This window comes from Candidatus Nanopelagicales bacterium (assembly GCA_037045355.1).
Lineage (GTDB): Bacteria > Actinomycetota > Actinomycetes > S36-B12.
In genome coordinates, this window is the sequence record JBAOHO010000012.1 from 17,662 (window position 1) to 34,863 (window position 17,202).

Annotated in this window: 14 protein-coding genes; 7 read left to right on the plus strand and 7 right to left on the minus strand. The window is 66.9% G+C overall.

All coding sequences use genetic code 11. The annotated features are described in order from the left end of the window. Window positions 1–23: 23 nt before the first annotated feature. The 3 genes from V9E98_04890 to V9E98_04900 all read right to left on the minus strand — a co-directional run bounded on the left by V9E98_04890 (window position 24) and on the right by V9E98_04900 (window position 2,160). Window positions 24–905: a hypothetical protein gene (locus tag V9E98_04890; GenBank protein ID MEI2716321.1), complete on the minus strand. Its 882-nt coding sequence runs from the start codon at window positions 903–905 to the stop codon at window positions 24–26. Between the two features lie 69 nt (window positions 906–974). Beyond that, window positions 975–1,619 (minus strand): hypothetical protein, encoded by a 645-nt coding sequence (locus V9E98_04895; GenBank protein ID MEI2716322.1) that lies wholly within the window; start codon window positions 1,617–1,619, stop codon window positions 975–977. 55 nt (window positions 1,620–1,674) lie between these two features. After that, entirely contained in the window at window positions 1,675–2,160 is a 486-nt protein-coding gene (locus V9E98_04900) for an NUDIX domain-containing protein (protein MEI2716323.1), read from the minus strand. Between the two features lie 212 nt (window positions 2,161–2,372). Between V9E98_04900 and V9E98_04905 the strand changes: the two genes are divergently transcribed. Continuing rightward, window positions 2,373–3,242 (plus strand): GNAT family N-acetyltransferase, encoded by an 870-nt coding sequence (locus tag V9E98_04905; protein MEI2716324.1) that lies wholly within the window; start codon window positions 2,373–2,375, stop codon window positions 3,240–3,242. Here V9E98_04905 and V9E98_04910 read toward each other — a convergent pair. Beyond that, entirely contained in the window at window positions 3,239–4,066 is an 828-nt protein-coding gene (locus V9E98_04910; GenBank protein MEI2716325.1) for a ChbG/HpnK family deacetylase, read from the minus strand. The two genes, V9E98_04905 and V9E98_04910, sit on opposite strands and share 4 nt — an antisense overlap. Before the next feature lie 144 nt (window positions 4,067–4,210). Beyond that, window positions 4,211–5,167, minus strand: coding sequence for an FUSC family protein (locus tag V9E98_04915; protein ID MEI2716326.1), 957 nt, complete (start codon window positions 5,165–5,167; stop codon window positions 4,211–4,213). A gap of 166 nt (window positions 5,168–5,333) precedes the next feature. Between V9E98_04915 and V9E98_04920 the strand changes: the two genes are divergently transcribed. Beyond that, a complete protein-coding gene (locus V9E98_04920) occupies window positions 5,334–6,269 on the plus strand; it encodes a serine hydrolase (GenBank protein MEI2716327.1) in 936 nt (311 codons plus the stop codon). Window positions 6,270–6,287: 18 nt separating this feature from the next. On the opposite strand, the gene V9E98_04925 is transcribed toward V9E98_04920, so the two are convergent. Continuing rightward, window positions 6,288–8,135, minus strand: a complete 1,848-nt coding sequence (locus tag V9E98_04925) for a S8 family serine peptidase (GenBank protein MEI2716328.1) — start codon at window positions 8,133–8,135, stop codon at window positions 6,288–6,290. A gap of 547 nt (window positions 8,136–8,682) precedes the next feature. On the opposite strand from V9E98_04925, the gene V9E98_04930 reads away from it, so the two are divergent. Continuing rightward, window positions 8,683–10,515, plus strand: coding sequence for a fibronectin type III domain-containing protein (locus V9E98_04930; GenBank protein MEI2716329.1), 1,833 nt, complete (start codon window positions 8,683–8,685; stop codon window positions 10,513–10,515). A gap of 343 nt (window positions 10,516–10,858) precedes the next feature. Here V9E98_04930 and V9E98_04935 read toward each other — a convergent pair whose 3' ends face one another. Further along, window positions 10,859–11,614, minus strand: coding sequence for a MarR family transcriptional regulator (locus tag V9E98_04935; protein ID MEI2716330.1), 756 nt, complete (start codon window positions 11,612–11,614; stop codon window positions 10,859–10,861). 135 nt (window positions 11,615–11,749) lie between these two features. Between V9E98_04935 and V9E98_04940 the strand changes: the two genes are divergently transcribed. The 4 genes from V9E98_04940 (at window position 11,750) to hutU (ending at window position 17,202) form a co-directional block, all read left to right on the plus strand. Next, window positions 11,750–12,901: a low temperature requirement protein A gene (locus V9E98_04940; GenBank protein MEI2716331.1), complete on the plus strand. Its 1,152-nt coding sequence runs from the start codon at window positions 11,750–11,752 to the stop codon at window positions 12,899–12,901. Between the two features lie 60 nt (window positions 12,902–12,961). Beyond that, window positions 12,962–13,879 (plus strand): pentapeptide repeat-containing protein, encoded by a 918-nt coding sequence (locus V9E98_04945; protein ID MEI2716332.1) that lies wholly within the window; start codon window positions 12,962–12,964, stop codon window positions 13,877–13,879. A gap of 5 nt (window positions 13,880–13,884) precedes the next feature. After that, on the plus strand, window positions 13,885–15,435 hold the full coding sequence (hutH, locus tag V9E98_04950) for a histidine ammonia-lyase (protein MEI2716333.1): 1,551 nt from the start codon (window positions 13,885–13,887) through the stop codon (window positions 15,433–15,435). 90 nt (window positions 15,436–15,525) lie between these two features. Beyond that, on the plus strand, window positions 15,526–17,202 hold the full coding sequence (gene hutU, locus V9E98_04955; GenBank protein MEI2716334.1) for a urocanate hydratase: 1,677 nt from the start codon (window positions 15,526–15,528) through the stop codon (window positions 17,200–17,202).

Here is a 17,202-nt window from a genome sequence, read left to right on the forward strand (position 1 = left end):
AGAGTCCTCGGCTGAGGGTCCGCTCAGCGCAGGAACGGCGTGGGCAGAACCGCCCCCGACCCCGCGAAGGGGTTGCTCGTTTCGACCAGGATGAACAACATCAACGCGACGATCCCCGCCATGAGCCCCATCAGGACCATGTTCTGGACCAACGGTGCCGGCTGGTAGGCAGCGGTCACCGCGAGGTTCAGAATCGCCAGCAGGAAGATCAGCCCGATGATGCCGGGGGCCTGCGGCCGGGGGAGCTGGTGGATCCGCTGAGTTCCTTGATCCAAGATGTCCGGGATGGCAGTGGTGATCGCGCCCCAGGACGGGTCGTTGGTCACTTCTGCAGGGGGGTCGGCCAGAACCGTCACCCTGGCCAACTCGGCACCGAGGCGGCGGTGCAGGTTCAAGGCCTCGACGCTGTTCGCCTGCTCCAGCAGCGGCCACTCCTGTTCCACGACGGCAGTGCCGTAGCCACGCAGAGCTTCGAGGACAGCGTCCTTGTGGGGTCCATCGGGCAACCCCGCCGCGGCGAGCACCGCGCTTTGGTAGTAGCCGCCTTCTTCTTCGAGCGCGACCCGGGCGTCTTGTGCGTTACCCCAGAAGTTGTTCAGCGTGAACGCCAGGAGGAACACGAAGGCTGTCGTGGTGATGGCCATGATCCGCCCGGCCAGGTAAAACGGCTTGGGGGGCTTGCCGGAGTCGTCGTCGTCTTTGTCGTCGTCGGTCTCTTTGTCGGCCTTGCCGTCGGACTCCTCGGCCGTTTCCTGGGGCTCCGGTGGCCAGGGATCGCCGTTGGACAGCGCGAGGATCCGATCATGGAATCGCCACACGATGACCACCGTGATCGCCACCGTGATCGCCACCGTGAGAAGAAGTCGGACCCAGCCAGGAACCTCCGCGAACAACCACGCCATCACGTTTCGATCAAACCAAATTCCCAGCCTCAGAAGCCAATCACGACAGGCGGGCCTTCATCGGCACCGCAGTCAGCGGGTGCGGACACGCGGGAGTCGGAATGTCTCGGAGACGCCCTGGATCGACACAACTCCCGAGAAGGTCACTGCCTTGACGCGACGAGGGATCCGCGCGGAGTCGATAGTGACGCCACCGCCGCTGACCTCAGCGCGATAGGTCCGCGACCATCCCGACGCGGACAGCCGCACGGACGCACTCCCGCCCCGCCAAAGGTTGCCGCTGAGGCTGACGCGGACCGTGCGCGTCGCACTCGAATACGACCGGCGCGCTTCGTCGAGGTCGATGGGGATGTACACCTCACGGGGAGCAAAGCAGGAGCGTGAGAAATCCGGCGCCTGCTCGCACACCTGCCACCACGCTCGACCGGCGTCGATGGGGTCCACGGGCGTGTAACTCGTCTCGCCGCTGGTGTTGGAGTTGACGTCGATCTTCTCGGCGGACATCTCGCCGGCCGAGCCGGACACCTCGGGAGACCCCGCGAGCAGGAACGTCGAGAACTGGCCGGGATGCTCAGCGGCCCACTGGAACGTCGGCATTGCCGTCGGCGTCGTCTCACCTGCTGCGGGTGACACGGGAATGGCGGCCGCCGCGGAGACGGTGGCGCCGAACGTGGCTGCGGTCAGGGCGGACAGAAACACCAGTCGTGTCGACCTCATGAGCTCAGGCTACTTCCGTCAGCCAGTGCGTGACTGTGAATCACACTCGGACGGATCACTGACCCGCGGCGTCGCAGGCGGAGACAAGCGCCGCCAGGATGGGCAGTTGGCTCGGCATCACCTTGGCGCGTGCGGTGGGCAGGTCGAACCAGGCCGCGCCATCGCACTCGGGGAACTCTCCGAGTCGACCGGATCCACGCGGCCACTCCATCGTGAACGTGTTGCTCGCGAGGAACCTCAGTCCGGCCGCGGTCTCGCAGGACACCTCCACTGCGAACGTCTGGACCGTCTTGCCCTTGTGCACTCGAACGCTGCCCAGCTCGATCAGTTCCCCCGCGGGTGCCGGGATGCCGAGTTCTTCGGTGAACTCCCGCCGAGCCACATCGGCGGGCGCCTCCTCGGCCGGGTCGTACTCACCTTTGGCGATGGACCACGCGCCCTCGTCCTTGTGCTCCCAAAACGGTCCTCCCATATGGGTGAGGAACACGTGCAGATCGCCCTCGATCCACTGAAACGGCAAGAGACCCGCGCTGAGCACCATATCCCCAGTCTGACGTCAGAGGGTCCCAAGTCCCAGCCTGACCTCATCGGCCGGTGCTCCCCGCCCGAGCGTCATGACCTCCCCCGCATCCTCGAGATCCAGACAGGCCCGCCGGCACGGACCCGGATGCGATTGCCACGGTCATCCCGCAACTACCGCGACGCGAATGCAGGCGCACCCCGAATCCGCAAGCGTGGCTACGCTGATCCCCCATGGCGCCACTCGTCCGGCTGACCGACCTAGACCATGCCAGGGGCGAGGTCGTCGAGATCTGGAACCGAGCACAACCGCAGGAGCCCTTGTCGCCGTCCGAGGTGGGCCGGATTCTGGCCGCTGATCCCGGCTTGGTGCTCGTCACGCCCGACCGCTCCGGCGTGCTCGCGGCGACGCTGCGAAGCAGCACTTCTGGTCGACGCGGCCATGTGCGCTTGATCGCCGTCGACGACGCAAGGCGGCGCCAGGGCGTGGCCTCGCAACTGCTGGATGCCGCAATCGACTGGATGGTGAGGCAAGGCGCCACATCCCTGCGGTGGGGAGCTGAGGCACCTTGGTACCTCTGGCCGGGCATCGACGCCGCGTGGGACGCTGCGCTGGCGCTCGCCGCCCACCGGGGAGCCCGACAGACCGGGGAGGCCGTCAACCTCTGCTTGACCACCGACTTCCACATCGAGCCTCCGGCCGGTGTCACGATCGAGCGGTTGACCTCCGCTGCCCATCACGCGGACATGGTCGCGGCGGCACGCGAGCTGGTCGGACGGAACTGGCCACCGTGGCTGGTGGAGTTCGACCTCGCGGTCGAATCCGGCACACTGTTCGTCGCGTTCGCCGGGTCTGAGCCATTGGCCTTCATGGCCCATTCGACACTGCGCCATGGGTGGTTGGGGCCGATGGGAACCGATCCCGAGCATCAGAGTCGCGGGGTCGGGGCCGCCACGATGTCCGCTGCGTGCGCGGACCTGGCACAACGCGGGGTCGACACCGCGCAGATCGCCTGGGTGGGGCCCGTGTCGTACTTCACCCGCCTCGGCGCCCGCCCGTGCCGAACCTTCCGGCAGATGGCCCAGGAACTGCCGCAGGCCTAACCGGGGGACCGCATCAGGTCCCGGAGTTCTCGGTATCCGATGAGTTCGATCCCGGCCAGTGCCGCGCGGAAGAACTCGTCGGTGCAATAGAGCCGGTGGTCATCCACGCGCCCTTCCCAGTCAGTGAACGCCTTGCGTAACTGCGGCGTCTCACGCGCGGGATGAGCGTGGAACTCGGTGACCCCAGGCGGGATGTCAGCGAGCGCAGCTATCAGCGCGTCCCGTGATCCCACATGCGTGAGCGGGATCAGGTGGTCGGGGGTGAAGACGCCGGCGATCGCAGCGCGCTGGCGAGCCACAGAGGGGTGGGTGGCCGAGCCGCTGAGGCGCACGGGCAGACGGTACTCCGCGGCGATCTCCAAGTAGAGGCCCTGGAACCGGGAGTGATCCTGAACGGCATACATGTGCGAGGTCAGGTGCGTCACATCGACACCCCACGCCAGGACCTGTTCGATCTGGGCGCGCAGCTCGGCGGCGACATCGGACTCGGCTGCGTTCTCCAGTAGCCCCGGGACGGAGCGGAACATGGTGCCGTCATGCCGACACAGGCTGCCCCCAAGCGTCAGCGGCTGCCATCGCACACCCTCCCATTCGCAGTTCAGGGTGAGATGAACCCCGATATCCAAACCGGCGACCTCGGTGGCGGCTGCTTCCGCGGTTGGACACGGCGCCATGAGCGAGCCGGACGTCGCCACGCCCCAGGTCAGGGCGTCCACTGCGCCGTGGGTCACCTCGGGCAGCAGTCCGATGTCGTCACACGAGACGATGACGATCCGCGCATCGGGTGCCCGACCCAACCGCTGCGCCAGTGTGGGTTGTTCCACGTCCACGAGGACCTCGGGCCTTCAAGTTCAGCGTGAGGGCTCGTTGCTCACGACACCATGCACAGGTCAACTCTCATCATGCGACACGTCGACACACTGTTGCTCCCCAGCATGCGTCTCAAACGGCAGCCGGAAGACCGCGGCTCACTGCTCCTGCACGGCCACCCGTTCGGTGTCCCGCGAATCCCAACGGTCCAACAGAAAGGCTGCGGCGACTCCGACTACGATCCCGATGACGGTGTAGTAGACACGTTCCACCGTGATGGTGAAGCCCTTCTGTGGATCACCGAGGGACGCGAAGACCAGCAGCATCGGGGTCAGGAACAACGTCTGCATGAAGTAGTTGCCGCCCATGGAGTACGCGGCCAGCAGGAACAGGAAAACGGCGGCCAGCGCGGCAGCAGCCATCTGAGGCAGGAACAAGACGATCGGCAGCGCCACCAGGGCACCCAGCGCGGTGCCGAGCAATCGCCCCTTCAGGGTTTCGCCGCGTTCCTCCGGCATGGGTCGCAGGGCCACGATGATCGTCACTGTCACCCAGTAGCCATGGGATATCCCATTGGCCAATGCCCAGTACATCGTGGCCGCCGACAGGATGCCGAGGACCAACGCGTGGCGCCAGGCCACGGCTGCGGGTGTCGGTCGTGGTGGCGCCTCGAACTTCAGCACCTTGACGATGATCAGTCCGATCATGCCGCCTGCCAGGGTCCACGCCCCAGCCTGCCACCAGTCCAGTTGCACCGGACCGGGGCCGAAGATGATGACGATGATCGGCGCCAATGTCATCAGCCCGGCGGAGTGCTGGTTCGTCAGCCCCAGCAGCAACGCCGACACGAGCATCAACACGGCGATCGCCCAAGGGGTGTTTCCCGCGACGTTCGACACGGCTGCCAGCGCTGCGGCCAGAACCGCAGACGCGGCGGCGGCACCCGTGTGGGACATGGGCGCAACGGCCATGACGAAGCCTGCCGCGATACCGAAGGCCATACCGGCGTACTGACCGCCGATCGCGGTGGCGACGAAAGACGGCACGAGGACCGCCGCCAGGATGATGGCCGCGAACTTGGGCGTCCCCGGCTTGGGTTTGGTGATCAGCGTCATCCGACCACCACCTGACGGCACGTCACGAAGTGATCCCCGGCCATCTCTCCCGCTTCCGTTCTCGCACCGTCAACCCGGCTTCTCGGTGGCAGACTAACCTTCAATCCACCGATCCACCGGCTGCTGCGCGCCGCCGACGAGCAGGTGATCGGGGCTACCGTGGAGTGTGAACTCCTTCAAGAGAACCCTCACGACACTCGCCGCCGCGACCACGGCAGCGCTGGGGGTAACTGTTGTCTCGACCGGCCCCGCTGCGGCCGCGCCGCTGGACGGTGTGGAGGACTACCTGGCAACCCGCGCAGGAGTCGTACAAGTCGCGGTCTACGACAACACGACCGGCAAGACCTCGGTCTACACCGACGCGGACACGACGCAGTACACGGCGAGCATCATGAAGGTCGACATCTTGGCCGGATGGCTGCGTTCGTTCCAGGACGACAAGACCGAGATCCCCTCAGGAGTCCCCTATTCCTTGCAGTACCTGATGACCCAGATGATCCAGGTGAGCGACAACTCCGCAGCCACTGCGCTCTTTCACTTCGGGGGCGGGTGCCGAGCGTTCACGAAGTTCAACAAGAAGATCCCCATGCCGAACACCGACGTCGGGTGCGAGAGCCCCACGTACTACGGCTGGGGCAACACTGAGACCACCGCGGCCGACCAGGTGCGTTTGATGAGAGCTTTCGCCTACGGAACCCCGGAGAAGAACCCCAAGGGCAAGAAGGGCAAGCCGGTCCTCGGCAAGGCGGCACGAACCTATGGCCTGGGCCTGATGGAGAACATCCAGGCGGACCAGAGTTGGGGAATCACCTGCGGGCCCTGGGGAACGACATGCGACCCACCCAACTACGCCCCTCGGGACCCGGACATCACCGTGGCACACAAGAACGGGTGGAAGACCCTGCCCACGTGTTCGCAACCCATCGCCCAATGTCCCTGGCAGGTCAACAGCATCGGCTGGGTCAAGGGTGCGGGCCGCGACTATGTCATCGCCGTACTCACCACCAAGGACCCCGTCGGCGCAGGCGGGACCGAGGGCTTCACCTACGGCATCACCACGATCCAAGGTGTTTCTCGACTGGTGTGGGACAACTTGGGCTGACGCATCGGTCAGCCCGGATCAGCGACCCGGCTTGGGCAGGTGCTCCAGCCACAGGGCGAAGTTCGGGGACCCCAGACCTGATGCCTTGTCATAGCCGACCTTCGCCGAGCAGCAACCCCGGTCGTATACGTCGTTGTTGCCATCGACCACGTCGTAGAACGCCGCCGGGTGCTGTTGACTCAGGCGATAGAGGAACGGCTGCACGGTGCCGAGCGGAGGCTTGCCCTTGGCTCGCTGAGAAGCCACGATGACGGCGACCGCAGCCGCGGTGAACGGAGCCGCGAAGCTGGTCCCACCATCGCCGCTGAGTAACACCTCGGGACCCTCGCTCATCAAGTAAGGCCAGTTGGGGCCAGGAGCCGCATGGGCGGAGACGTCCGGCACCGTTCGGCTCGACGACTTCGTCATGGACTTCGGCTGCCACCAGGGGCGCTCGAACCACCGAGAGGTTCCGCCGCCGCCACCACCCAGCAACGGACCGTCCGGGGGCAGCTGAGCCGTGGAGTTCCACACCCATTCCCCGGTGCGGTTGTTCGCCGCATCCAGGATGATGCGGGTGCCCCCGACCGACGTGACGTAAGGACTCGTTCCCGGGTAGTCGACCGCGAGTTTCTTGTTGCCCTTGCCCGTCCCGTTGTTCTCGACACAGTCGCTGGACCCCTGATCCCCGGCTGACGCGAACACCGAGGTGCCCGCGAGCGCCAAGCGCTGCAGGACAGCCTCAACCAGCGACTTCGACATACCTTTGAGGCCTCCGCCGCCCTCGTACTCCTGTTCACATACGCCGTACGAGACCGTGATGACATCGGGCATCCGGGGCAACGCGAACGCCTTGGCCCACGCCAGGTGCCAGCGACCGTCATACGGTGACTGCTCAACGACATCGACCCGGCTTCCTGCCGGAAGCACAGCCTGCACGGTTTGGACGTCCACTTGACCCTCGGTCGCTTGGGGCAACTGCGTCCGCAACCCCTGGACAGGACGGCGGGTGAAGATGGACCGCCCGACCTCGAAGCAATCCGCGGAGCCTTTCAAAGCCACGCTGGTGTATCCATCCTCCAGCGCGAGAATCGCGATTCGTGCGTTCTTCGCCACGGAATCACTCGCAGGCAGATCGTCGACGCCGTAGGCGGTCCTGAGCTGGTTGTATCCGTAGACGATCTCCTTCAAGTCCTCGGGATAGCAGCTGATCGGTGTGCCTTCATTGATCCCCTCGTACGGGGGAAGTGCGCGGGCCTGCGCCTGCGGATCCGCGTCGGTCTTGACGTCCACTGCCACGAGTTCGCGGACCTTCTTGGACACCTTGTCCGGCAGCGTTCCCTGACTGCGCAGAATCTCAAAGACCAGACCCGAAGCAGCTCCGCCCACTGCCTTCACCGGCTTGCCCAGCCACTTGCCCATGTCTCCGGCGCGTCCCGTGACCGTTGCGAACACACCCGTTCGGTCCAGACGGACTTCGAGGTCGTAGGACTTGGCGCTCGAACGCAAGGCGTCGAGGGAGTTGCTTCGCGCACCGTAGTCGTTCCGGATGGCCGATCGATCGGGGAAACGGCGGTACTGCTGCGATGTCGGGTCGGACACCTCCGCGATCTGATCTACCGCTGCCGAGTCGCGCCGCTTGAGCCCCACGGTGAAGTTGACGGTCGTGTTGTCCTTGACCGGTTTCCACTGGTTCTGGGTCATCTGGGGCGCGACGGGAGCGTCGAACGCCTGATCGGTTTCTTCGCCGCCGAGCGCGGCCGGCGTCAGGCTGCTCATCGCGAGTGCTGCCACCGTCCCCACGATCGTGAGTGATCCCCAGGCTGTTCGGGCAGCTGTCGACATGGTGACCTCCTGAGCGTCGCGATTCGTGTGTAGCACCACCACCACGGGAGTGTGCGATTCGCGTTCCGATTCGGGCCATAGGTCCCTGTGAAAACCCTGCCGGGTGGCAGATCGCGACATTTACTTCCATATCTGTGGTGCGGCCAGCGCGAGCACGAAGTTTCGTTTGCGCCAACCTGGACCACGGTGGGCGGTTCGCCGTGTCGGAGATCGTGGTTCGTAGCGAGATGCCGACGCCCTCGCTCTCCGACCAGTGCTCAGAAGTCGCCACATTTGGCCGGATCACAGCAGCCCCTGGCGGGATCACAGCACAACGTGCGCGAACTAGACGACCAGGTACGCCGCCGACCCCTCGGACCCCTCGGTCGACGTCCAGACGAATCCCCGCCGGGCACCAGCAACGATCCCCTGGCAGGCGAAGCGGCGCCCAAAATGACGAGAGCCCGCCAACCAGTGCTCACATGTCGCCGCATCTGGCGGGATCACGGCAGCCGCTGGCGGGTCCGCCGAAACGGCGTCGCCGCGAGTGACCGCCGCCTGCGGAGTAGCATCGATAAGTGGGTTTGCTTGCCCAGAAGAGGTGGCAGTGATGGGTATTCGGCTCACAGCAAGCAGCGACACAACCAAGACGACAATGCTCCGGCGGGCGCTCGCCGGAGCAGCCGCAGCGGCAACAGCGGCGGCGGTCCTGATCGCACCGGCTGCGGTCGCTGCCGTGCCGGCCATCGATGCGCCCGGGAACCTCAAGGTCACCCGCAGCGGTGCTGACCTGAACCAACTCGACATCACGTGGAAGGCCGTCCCGGGCGCCGACCACTACGTGGTCAACGTGTTCGACGGCAGCAAGGATCAGTCCTTCACCGTGGCGGGTGACCAGACATCGCGATCGGTGGCAGTGTCCGGCGCCTGTGCCCAGTACAGCGTCGTGGTCACGGCCTACGACGACGTGGGCGGTTCCGCCAAGACGAACACCTACCGCGTCGAGCGTCTCGCGCCAGGCGGGATCACCAAGGTCGAAGCGAGCCGGACGGCCACTTCGGCGCGATTGTCATGGCAGCCCCCGGCGAGTGTGGGCGCCGCCCCCATCGACGGGTACCGGGTCCTCGTCAAGCAGCTGTCCAACGGCAAGACACTGGTCGACCGCGACTCGGGCAACGCCTCGGAGTCCTTGGACGGACTCGAAGGGGATCGTGTCTACGTCGCGAAGATCACGCCACACAACAAGTACGGCGGCTGCTTCACGAGCAGCGTCCTGCTCCAGGGCCGCAAGCCGACAGAGCCGCGTGGGCTGACTGCGGTTCGGGCACCGGGTAACCCCGATCAGGTGCAGTTGAGTTGGACGGCGCCGATTTGGTCTGGCTTCGGACGCATCGAACGCTATGAGGTCGGCTATCGCGCCCCCACCTCCCGCCGTCCCACGTGGGATCCCGTCGGGAGCGGGTTGAGCCACAATCTGATCCTCGACTCCACGAAGACCTGGAGTGTGTGGGTGCGGGTCGTCAGCAGCGACGGCGCCACCGCCACGAGCAAGGAACTGCGGATCAATCCAGCCGGCCAGGCACTTACGCCTGAGGTCGACCCCAAGATCGGCATCGTCGAAAGCAACGGCGTTGTCGTCGTCGACTTCGACAGCGCGGTCGGTTCCAGTTCCAAGTACCCGAACATGAAGGTGGCCATCGCACCAACGCTGGGCGGCAAGGGCTTCCGCGCCAATCACGAGGTGAGCAACGGGGCGGGGCAAGTCGTGTTCGACCGTGTTCCCTGCGGAGTCTTCAGCGTGGTCGTCACCGGACAGGGCCCGAAGGACACCAAGGAGTTCGGTCGCCAGGTGCTCAACCGGTGCGACACCGGGGCGATCCCCGCCACTCAGTGGAAGCTCGTCTACGGTCGAGCCGACATCTCCGGCAACAACGTCAGCATGACGTACGGCAACGAGGCCCGCGTGATGAGCACCACCAAGCGCTCCAGCCAGGACATGGTCTTCACGACCAATGCCGATCTGCGGTCTGGGTGGGGCTACGGGATCTGGACCCGGGCCAGCCTGTCCAACGGAGCCTCACCCACCGGCTACTCGTTCCAGTACGACCCCGGATACGAGAACGTGAACAAGTCGTTCGGCAAAGCTCTTCTGCTGCGGGTCTGGAACCAGGGCAAGGAGTGCGGCAATCCGGTCGCCAAGGTCAAGTGGCCGAGCGGCATGACCGTCAACGGCCCTCACCTGGTCACAGTGATCGCCCAGGGCGACTCGATGTACGCCTCGATCGACGGCATCAAGTTGTTCGACGTCAGCAGCCTCAAGGACGCGATGACCAGCTCCGGCTGCCGGTCGTCTGGGTACAAGGAACCGACCGGCTCCGAGGTCGGCTTCCGCACCTGGAGCAGCACCGGTGCCGCAGTGTTCTCAGGAACGACCCTGAACTGAGCTGTACTGACCTGAACTGACCTGGACTGAAGCCGAACTGACTCCACACTATTGATGAGCCCCCGCCGTCGCTTCGGGGGAGATGCGGCGGCGGGGGCTGTGTCTCTACCCTACGGGGTTCCCTGTCGGCCCTGCCTCGAATCGGCTGTGACTTCCGCCGCATGTGTCCAGCACCACAGGCACCCCCACACGCACCCGCACCCGCACCCGCACCCGCACCCGCACCCGAGACATCCCGCCAGAGCCCATCACCTCCCGCTGCGATCCGGCAGCGATCCGGCAGCGACCGGTCCTCAGCGAATCGGCAGCACCTCGACGCGGCGCGCGCGGGGTCGCCGGCTGATCACGACTCCAGATCGGTCAACAGGATCGCGAGCAAGCCTGCGAGCTCGAGCCGTTGGGCGGCGGTCAACGACTCGAGCGCTTGGCGTTGGGTCGCGAGATGGGCCGGCACGACAGCATCGAAGGTGCGTTCTCCCAGGGTCGTCAGCGCCACGAGGCGAACGCGCGCGTCGTGAACGTCGGGACTGACGCGGACCAGGCCATGGTCGACCAGACGACGGATGCGCGGTGTGACCGTCCCGGCCGTGAGGTACAGACCGTCCGCCACGCTACGCATGGGCACTTCCCCTCGGCGGCGCAGGATCGACATGGCGGCGAAGTCCGCCGCGGAGATTCCGTGCGCGGCGAAGACCTCGTCCATCCTCATCGCGATGTGAGTCCTGATCCGTCCCAGGCGGGCGACGATGGCCACGGTGGCCAGATCCATCGCCGGGTCCACCCCGGCCCACTCGGCGATGAGTTCCGCGACACTGTCATGAGCGGCGGGACCCGCGGCATGTGCGGCGGGACCCGCGGCATGTGCGGCGGGACCCGCGGCATGTGCGGCGGAGCCCGCGTCACGAGCGGCGGGACCCGCGGCATGTGCGGCGGAGCCCGCGTCACGAGCGGCGGAGCCCGCGTCACGAGCGGCGGAGCCCGCGTCACGAGCGGCGGAGCCCGCGTCACGAGCGGCGGAGCCGGAGCCACTGGCCGCGACGCTGTCCTCGCCCGCAGGGCCCGGATCGTGGGCGCTCGTGATGTTGTCCCGTCGAGCCATGTCTGCCAGACTACTTTGATATCAAAGTAATATCCCCGCCGAAACACCGAGATCGGCGGCGGGCGGACCACACCCCCAGGGAGGGGCCATGCGAAGCGGTTCCGACATCACTCGACCGGATGAAGGCATTTCGGCATGAGCCGCCTTGTCAGGGCCGATGCGGAGCACTCCGTCAGCACGCTGGAGTTGTTCTTCGACCTCGTGTTCGTCTTCGCGATCACCCAGGTCACCGCCTTCGTGGCGGCTGATCCCACCGGGTATGGAGCTCTGCAGGGGTTGCTCCTGCTGTGCCTCGTGTACTTCTCCTGGGTCGCCTACTCGTGGCTGGGCACGAGTGCGCGCGTCGACGACCGCGCCCCGACCGCAGCCCTGTTCGGAGCCATGGCCGCGATGTTCGTCGTCGCCGTGCTCATGCCGGCCTGGTTCACCGGCGGGGTGTGGGCGATCGTGGCCACCGGCAGCTACATCGCCGTTCGAGCGCTGCACATCGTCCTGTTCCGCCTGTTGGGGGCGGACTCACCCGAACTGCGGAAGGCGACCATGCAGCTGGCGGCCAGCGCCGGAGTCGCGTCGGCGCTCTTGCTCGTCGGCGCGATCGTCGGGGGGACGGCGGCGGTGGTCTTCGTCGCGCTCGCGGTGATCATCGACCCCATCGGGGCGTTCACTGGCGGGGGCCGCGGCTGGTACTTGGCGGCGGATCACTTCGCCGAACGCCACGGACTCATCATCATCATCGCCATCGGTGAGTCGCTGATCGCCGTCGGCCTGGCCATCGCGGGCACGCCTCCGACCGCCGGTTCGATCGCGCTCGGCCTGATCGGCGTGGTGTGTGCCGCACTGTTGTACGTTCTCTACTTCCGACGTGCAGCCGACGGAATGCTGGCAGCGCTGGCGGCGCGCAGCGGGGCCGAACAGGCGAGGTTGGGCCGAGACGCGTTCTCCTACGGACACCTGAGCCTGATCGCCGGAATCATCGCCCTGGCCCTGGCCTTGAAGAAGTCCGCCATCGTCACCGCGACCGAAGGACTGGGCGGGCATCTGCATGGGATCGCCGGTCCGGCACTCGCTGCGGCAGGGCTCTTGATCCTCGGCGGAATGATCCTCATCCGGATACGCACCGGACTGGGCGCCCCGGCCTGGTTGATCGCCGGGATGGTGCTCGTCATCGCCGCGGGGATTCTGTCTGTGGTCCTCCCGCTGGCGGCGGTGCTCGCCATAGCCGCCGTGGGGTTCGCCTGCGCAGCACTGCCGCAGTCACCTACGGCAGCGCCGGCCCACAGCGACTGAGCCGGCAGCTGGGGCGGCGGTCCGCGGGACACGAGGGCCACCGCGTGATTCAGTGAGCGCGTGACGATTCAACGACTCATCACCGCGTTCGCCGTGGCCGGGGTGACCCTCGCCGCCTCAGTCATCGCCCCTCCCGCGACTGCCGCCACCTGCGACCTGGGGCCCCGCGCGAAGTGCGCCAAGGCGTCACTCAACTGGAAGGTCCGCGCCCACGGCAGCCTCAAGCGAGCTGACTTCCACAAGGCCAAGATGCGCGGTGCGGACCTGCGCGGGGCCGACCTGACCGCTGCCGATCTGAGCGGCGCCGATCTGCGTAACGCCGACTTGTCCAGTGCCATCCTCGAGCGGGCGAACCTGCAGGGCGCAAAACTGTCCGACACCGACCTCACCGGGGTGGACCTGGACAAGGCGGACCTGGCCAAGGTCGATGCCGAGGATGCGAACTTCCAAGGGGCGAGCCTGCAGAAGGCCGCCCTCAACAACGGCGACTTCAGCAACGCCAACTTCTACGGATCGGACCTGACTGGCGCTGACCTCGGAGGCGCGAACCAGCCCCCGCCGCCACCCCCGTTCTCGACCGCCAAACCCAAGCTCACGACCAACCTGATCAACACCAACTTCTGGGGAGCCACCCTCACTGATGCGAACCTGACCAATGCCAACCTCGAGAACGCCAACCTCTACGGCGTCGTCGCGACGACACCCGCGGACTTCAGCGGCGCCCTACTGTATTCAGCCGACTTGAGCAGCGGGTTGTTGGACGGCGCCGACTTCAGCCAAGCCTTCATGCACGCGAGTTCGATCCAACTGACTGCCATGAACGGAGCCGACTTCACCGACGCCTCGCTCGGATCCGTGATCATCATCAACTCGAGTTTCGAAGGGGCGAACTTCACCGGCGCGATCTTCCCGCGCGCGGTGTGGATCAATGTCACGTGCCCCAACGGCTCGATCCAGAGTGAACCCTGCGCAGGTTGAGACGCGTGACGGCCAGTACTCCCCGGGAGGCGATCGACCTCGCTGACGTGAGCATCGCCGACGTGGTGACCGTGGCCCGCGACGAGACACCAGTCGAGGTCACCTCCGCGGTCCTGACCCGCGTGGAACAGACCCGCGCGGCCATCGAGGCCCTGGCCGCGTCGCCGAACCCGACCTACGGAGTCTCGACGGGATTCGGCGCTCTCGCGACCGTGAGCATCCCCCCGGAACGCCGGGCTGCGTTGCAGGTCAGCCTGATCCGAAGCCACGCCGCGGGCTCGGGTGCTGGGGTTGAGCGCGACGTCGTGCGAGCGATGATGCTGCTCCGGCTGCGCACGCTGGCCACCGGACGCACCGGTGTCCGCCCCGTCGTGGTCGAGACGCTCGCCGCCATGCTCAACGCGGGACTGACGCCGGTGGTCCGCGAGCACGGCTCGCTGGGCTGTAGCGGTGACCTGGCGCCACTGGCGCACGTGGCACTTGCCGCCACCGGGGAGGGGTCGGTCGTGGACCGGGACGGATCGGTCCGACCCGCGGCCGATGCGCTGCGGGACGCTGGGATCGCTCCGTTGACCCTGGCCGAGAAGGAGGGGCTGGCGCTCATCAACGGCACCGACGGGATGACCGGGATGTTGTGCCTGGTGCTCGCGGACCTCGCCGAGCTACTCCCCATCGCGGACATCACGACCGCGATGACCGTCGAGGCGCTGTTGGGAACCGACCGGGTCTTCGCGGCGGATCTGCAGGCGTTGCGCCCTCACCCGGGGCAGGCACTGTCGGCGGGCAACCTTCGCAGACTCCTGGCGCACTCCCCGATCATGGACAGCCATCGCAACGACAAGACACACATCGTGCAAGACGCCTACTCCCTGCGGTGCGCCCCGCAGGTCACTGGCGCCGCGCGCGATGCCCTCGACTACGCGATGGGAGTCGCGGACCGGGAACTGCACTCCGCCATCGACAACCCGGTCGTGACGCTGGATGGACGCGTCGAATCCAACGGGAACTTCCACGGGGCGCCGATCGCGCACACCTTGGACTTCCTCGCAATTCCCGTGGCCGATGTGGCGTCGATGAGCGAGCGGCGCACCGACCGGATGCTGGACCGGACCCGCAGCCACGGGCTGGCGCCGTTCCTCGCGCACGAAGTCGGCGTCGACTCCGGGTACATGATCGCGCAGTACACCGCTGCCGGGATCGCATCCGAGCTGAAGCGCCTGGCAGTCCCGGCGAGTGTCGACTCCATCCCGAGTTCGGCGTTGCAGGAGGACCACGTCTCGATGGGGTGGCACGCGGGGCGCAAACTGATGGCCGCGGTCGCGGGGCTGCGCCAAGTTCTGGCCATCGAACTGCTCACGGCAGCCCGTGCTCTGGACCTGCGCGCTCCGCTGCGACCCGCGCCGGGCACCGCTGCGGCGGTGGCGGCACTGCGTGAGGTCGTCCCTGGCCCAGGCCCGGACCGGGTCGTGGCCGACGAGATCGCGGCGGCGACCCAGGTCGTCGGATCCGGTCAGCTGCGTGCGGCCGTGACCGCTGCGATCGGCGAACTGCAGTGACGCGGGAACCGAACCCGGGTCGGTCGGCGGAGCGGCAACCGGACCTACCGCGTGGTTCGATCGTGTCTGTACCCGACGTCTGGAGTGGCCATGGGACATGAACTCGGCACACCCATCCCGGTGCGAGCGCAACGCGGCACGACGAAGTCGGCGGTCGGCTGGCCCCAGGAGGCCGCGATCCGCATGCTGTCGAACAACTTGGATCCGGAGGTCGCGGAACACCCCGACTCACTGGTCGTGTACGGAGGCACGGGGCGCGCGGCGCGCGACTGGCCCAGCTTCCACGCGCTCATCAGGACGCTGACCACACTGCGCGACGACGAGACCATGCTGGTGCAATCAGGTCGACCGGTCGGCGTCATGCGCACCCACGAATGGGCTCCCCGGGTGTTGATCGCGAACAGCAACCTCGTCGGGGATTGGGCGACGTGGCCGGAGTTCCGTCGCCTCGAAGCCCTCGGCCTGACGATGTACGGGCAGATGACGGCCGGGTCGTGGATCTACATCGGTACCCAGGGGATCGTGCAGGGAACGTACGAGACGTTCGCGGCGGTGGCTCAGAAACGGTTCGGGGGCAGCCTGGCCGGCACGTTGACGCTGACCGGGGGCTGTGGCGGGATGGGCGGCGCGCAGCCACTGTCCGTCACGTTGAACGAGGGCGCCTGCCTGATCGTGGACGTCGACCCCACCCGGCTGGAGCGCCGTGTGGAACACCGATACCTCGACGAGTGGACCGACGACCTGGACGACGCGGTGGCGCGGGCGCTCGAGGCGAAAGAGCAGCGCCGCGGGTGGAGTGTGGGACTGGTCGGGAACTCCGCCGAGGTGGTGCCGGAGCTGCTCCGCCGCGGTGTTCCCATCGACATCGTCACCGACCAGACCTCCGCCCATGACCCACTGTCCTACTGTCCGATCGGGGTCTCGGCGGACGCGTGGCACGAACTGGCCGCCGCGGACCCAGAGGGATTCACTGTGCGCGCCCGGGAGTCCATGGCCCGTCATGTCGAGGGCATGGTCGGATTCATGGACGCCGGAGCCGAGGTCTTCGACTACGGGAACTCCATCCGCGGCGAGGCGCAGTTGGGCGGATACGAGCGGGCCTTCGCCTTTCCCGGCTTCGTGCCCGCCTACATCCGACCGCTGTTCTGCGAAGGCAAGGGACCGTTCCGGTGGGCGGCGTTGTCCGGTGATCCCCGCGACATCGCAGCCACCGACCAAGCCGTCCTGGACTTGTTCCCCGACAACGAACCACTGGCGCGGTGGATCCGGGCCGCCGACGAACGCATCGCGTTCCAGGGGCTGCCCGCCCGAATCTGCTGGCTGGGCTACGGCGAACGCGACAAAGCCGGTGTCGCCTTCAACGAGATGGTGGCCGACGGCCGCATCAGCGCCCCGATCGTGATCGGCCGGGATCACCTGGACTGCGGATCCGTGGCCTCTCCGTACCGAGAGACCGAGGCGATGTTGGACGGCTCCGACGCGATCGCCGACTGGCCGCTGCTGAACGCACTGGTCAACACGGCGTCGGGCGCGTCGTGGGTGTCGATCCACCACGGCGGTGGCGTGGGGATGGGCAGGTCGATCCACGCCGGGCAGGTGTCCGTCGCCGACGGGTCAGACCTCGCGGCTCAGAAGCTGGAGCGGGTGCTGACGAACGACCCGGGCATGGGCGTCATCCGCCACGTCGACGCCGGGTACGAGTTGGCGGTCGAGGTCGCCGAACAGCGTGGAGTGCGGATTCCCATGCGGGAAGACTCGCAGGCCTGA

What these genes read in the sequence shown, in the direction of transcription:
- V9E98_04895 (MEI2716322.1), bottom strand. Translation starts at nt 1,619, where the DNA reads ATGAGGTCGACACGACTGGTGTTTCTGTCCGCCCTGACCGCAGCCACG.
- V9E98_04900 (MEI2716323.1), bottom strand. Translation starts at nt 2,160, where the DNA reads ATGGTGCTCAGCGCGGGTCTCTTGCCGTTTCAGTGGATCGAGGGCGAT.
- V9E98_04905 (MEI2716324.1), top strand. Translation starts at nt 2,373, where the DNA reads ATGGCGCCACTCGTCCGGCTGACCGACCTAGACCATGCCAGGGGCGAG.
- V9E98_04915 (MEI2716326.1), bottom strand. Translation starts at nt 5,167, where the DNA reads ATGACGCTGATCACCAAACCCAAGCCGGGGACGCCCAAGTTCGCGGCC.
- V9E98_04930 (MEI2716329.1), top strand. Translation starts at nt 8,683, where the DNA reads ATGGGTATTCGGCTCACAGCAAGCAGCGACACAACCAAGACGACAATG.
- V9E98_04935 (MEI2716330.1), bottom strand. Translation starts at nt 11,614, where the DNA reads ATGGCTCGACGGGACAACATCACGAGCGCCCACGATCCGGGCCCTGCG.
- V9E98_04940 (MEI2716331.1), top strand. Translation starts at nt 11,750, where the DNA reads ATGAGCCGCCTTGTCAGGGCCGATGCGGAGCACTCCGTCAGCACGCTG.
- hutU (MEI2716334.1), top strand. Translation starts at nt 15,526, where the DNA reads ATGGGACATGAACTCGGCACACCCATCCCGGTGCGAGCGCAACGCGGC.